Source organism: Pseudoalteromonas atlantica, assembly GCA_007988745.1.
Taxonomy (GTDB): domain Bacteria; phylum Pseudomonadota; class Gammaproteobacteria; order Enterobacterales; family Alteromonadaceae; genus Pseudoalteromonas; species Pseudoalteromonas atlantica.
Window position 1 is genome coordinate 1 of the sequence record BJUT01000100.1, and the last position, 3,210, is coordinate 3,210.

2 protein-coding genes and 3 tRNA genes are annotated in these 3,210 nt (G+C 38.9%); 1 reads left to right on the forward strand and 4 read right to left on the reverse strand.

Annotated elements, in window-relative coordinates; translation table 11 throughout:
• Positions 1–48 precede the first annotated feature (48 nt).
• The gene (gene msrB / locus PAT01_RS19745; protein ID WP_004588868.1) at positions 49–489 is read left to right on the forward strand and encodes a peptide-methionine (R)-S-oxide reductase MsrB; all 441 of its coding nucleotides are present in this window, start codon (positions 49–51) and stop codon (positions 487–489) included.
• A 55-nt stretch (positions 490–544) separates the two neighbouring features.
• On the opposite strand, the gene PAT01_RS19750 is transcribed toward msrB, so the two are convergent.
• The 4 genes from PAT01_RS19750 to PAT01_RS19760 all read right to left on the reverse strand — a co-directional run bounded on the left by PAT01_RS19750 (position 545) and on the right by PAT01_RS19760 (position 3,197).
• Positions 545–2,185, reverse strand: a complete 1,641-nt coding sequence (locus PAT01_RS19750) for a response regulator (protein ID WP_154946046.1) — start codon at positions 2,183–2,185, stop codon at positions 545–547.
• Positions 2,186–2,868: 683 nt separating this feature from the next.
• Positions 2,869–2,960, reverse strand: a tRNA-OTHER gene (locus PAT01_RS20150).
• A 40-nt stretch (positions 2,961–3,000) separates the two neighbouring features.
• A tRNA-Val gene (locus PAT01_RS19755) sits at positions 3,001–3,076 on the reverse strand.
• A gap of 45 nt (positions 3,077–3,121) precedes the next feature.
• Positions 3,122–3,197: transfer RNA gene (locus tag PAT01_RS19760), tRNA-Val, on the reverse strand.
• Positions 3,198–3,210 lie beyond the last annotated feature (13 nt).

A 3,210-nucleotide genomic window follows, 5' to 3' on the forward strand; every position in this document is an offset into this window, starting at 1 on the left:
AAAAGATCAACAGACCCTAATCACTTATTAATACCGAAGGAGGCTATTATGCTTACTTGGAATGATGTTATAAATTTTGCCAATAATGGCAATCCTACGCCACGCGAAAAGGTTGTAAAAACAGACGCGCAATGGCAGGCAATGCTAAGTGATGAGCAATACTATGTGACACGTAAAAAGGGCACAGAACGCCCTCACAGCTCACAAAGTTGCACATTACTAGAACCGGGTAAATACGCGTGTGTATGCTGCGATAATTTACTTTTTGATGCCGATGAAAAGTTTGATAGCGGCACAGGTTGGCCATCATTCACGCAGCCTGCAACTGTCGATGCAATTGGTTATGTGAACGATTTAAGCCATGGTATGCAGCGCGTTGAAGTGGTGTGTAATGTGTGTGATGCACACTTAGGGCATATTTTTCCTGATGGGCCAGCACCGTCGGGTTTGCGCTATTGTGTAAATGCCGCTGCAATGAAAAAGCTTTAATTATATAGTTAGCTTTCAATCAAGATAAACAGCTATTTCTAGCCGCTAGTTAGCGCTAGGGGGATTGAATATCGAGTTTCATTTCTTTTGCCATATGCAAAATTTTATCTAATCGCTGCGACTGATCTGGCTGCAGTGTAGAGTTACTCAAAAGGGCGTAACACTTTTTAGCAATAACCAAGTTAAAAGTGCCGCCTTTTTGTTTTGTCGAATCAAACAAACACTGTAATAAATTAAGCGCAATGCTTGGGTTACGCGGCATTACTCTAAATGCTTGCGTAAACGCCTCTAACGCCGTATTTAATTGCCCTCTATTAAATTGAGTTACTGCATGGTTGTTAAGCTCTTTAGGGCCCATTTTAATGTCACGACGCTCACTTTGCTGCTGTTGAATGTAACGCAGGTAAGTTGTATCACTCATATTGGGGTGGCGCTCACAATGGCTAATTATTTGGCTAAATAATGTTTGTGCTTTTTGATGAAAACCCAGCTCGTGAAACGCTTTTGCTTTATCAAGCGCCCCATCTACAGAGCGTATTAATGTATCGTCATCGTCGAGTTGCTCTATCAAGCGCTTGGCTTTTTGGTGCTCGTCTTTTAAATAGTGCAAACGCGCATTAAGTACATCAATTTGAGATTGGTTTGCGTTGTTAGGAAACTGCTTTTTTAAATCATTTATGTATTTATTAGTTTGACGCGAAATACGTTGTATTTGGTCTGTTTGATCTGTGGTTAAAGCAAAGTCTATACCGGCACGGGCAGCATTGAGATAGATGTCGGGGCTGTCATGAATAGAATGACGCGCATAGCTGGCTATGTCTTTTTGGGTTAAATAGCTTTTTTCGTAATCGTGGTTTATTAACGAAACATTGCTTAACGACTTTTGTCTTTGGATGTTACGTGGCGCAATATTGACTGCTTGGCTTAAAAAATCTTGCGCCAATTCAAATTGGTTTAGTTTTATTTCTAATCGGCCGAGTAAATCCAGTGCAACTAAACGTGTTTCATGGCGTTCAAGCATGGTTTTTAACATGCGCTGAGCAAGAATATGCTCATTATTAGCAATCAGCGCTTCTACTAAACCAACTTTGGCCCAGGCAAATTTTTGTATGTCTAGCACCGAGGTAAAAAAGTCTTTAGCTTCTTCACTGCGGTTTAGCCTAAGCAATGCATCTCCTTTTAAGCGAAGGAGGATAGGGCTGTATATATTGTTTTTTTTATTTAAAGTGGCATCGATTACTTTTATTGCTTTAGAGTCGTTGCCATCATCTACTAAGGTATAAATGCTCTGTAGCTCATTTTTACGTTTTAGAATACGCTCAATCCGCGTTTTTAACTCTTGTACCGTAAATGGCTTTACCAAAAAGTCGTCGGGTTGAAGCTCTAAAACGCTATGCACTAGCGCACCGCTGGTTTCTGCAGAAATAAAAATAAACGCAGTGGAGTTTTTTATCAGTTGCTTAACACGGAGTTCTTCGTAGAGTTGGTAGCCGTCTTGGTGTTTGCTTAAATTAAACGAACATACAATTAAATCAAATTGCTCAGCCAAACATTGCTCTTTTGCTGCAATTGCATGATCGGTAAAGTGCAACTGCCGAAAGCCAAGCCTTTCTAGCGACTGTTTCATATAGCTTTGAGCGAGGGGCTGCTCTTCCACTATCAGTATTTTGGCTTTGGCGTAGATCTTAGTTGGCATTGGCTTACATGTTGTTTAATTTATCACAGACTATAATCAACAGTTTAGCTGCTTACAAGGGAATTTAACTATTAGCCGAGGTTATTAGAAGATTAAGTTATTTTCATACGTTTAGATGGCTTCATATTATCCTGCCTTAGCGATTTAGAACGATTGCTTAATTAATAGGTAAAAAGCAGCCCAAGTAAGCGATTAATTATATGTTTGCTTATGGCGCAGTTTATAACCCATATAGAACTCTACATGTTACAGATTAATCGTTTTGCAAAAGACAAATTAAGAGTGATATTTATGGAATTTTTTAACTTAGGTATTTTGAAGTGTTTACATGTGGTGAGTGACTACTTGGCTTGATACCGGTGACACTCGCCATTATTTGTAAAGGGCGGCGATGCTCTCTTTTGCTTATAACTGGGTTAATTACTCAAATAGGATTTTTATAATAATTATTCAGAGGAGTTTTGATGCTTTAGAAGTGTTTATATGTGGTAGGTGATTACTTGGCTTGATACCGGTAACCCTCGCCATTATTTGTAAAGGGCGGCGATGCTCTCTTTTTCTTATAACTGAGTTAATTACCTTTATATAATTTTATAGCGTATAGATTAATCGTTTTGCAAAAGACAAATCAAGAGTGATATTTATGGAAGTTTTTAACTTAGGTATTTTGAAGTGTTTATATGTGGTGGGTGATACTGGGCTGAACCAGTGACCCTCGCCATTATTTGTAAAAGGCGGCGATGCTCTCTTTTTCTTATAACTGAGTTAATTACCCAAATAGGATTTTATAATAATTATTAAGAAGTGTTTATATGTGGTGGGTGATACTGGACTTGAACCAGTGACCCTCGCCTTGTAAGGGCGATGCTCTCCCAACTGAGCTAATCACCCACATATAATAGATATGACTTTATAAATTTAACGTTTAGTATAATTTGGTGGGTGATACTGGACTTGAACCAGTGACCCTCGCCTTGTAAGGGCGATGCTCTCCCAACTGAGCTAATCACCCAAATTATATATTT

Coding starts and splice junctions, on each gene's coding strand:
- PAT01_RS19750 (WP_154946046.1), bottom strand. CDS start 2,185: ATGCCAACTAAGATCTACGCCAAAGCCAAAATACTGATAGTGGAAGAG.
- msrB (WP_004588868.1), top strand. CDS start 49: ATGCTTACTTGGAATGATGTTATAAATTTTGCCAATAATGGCAATCCT.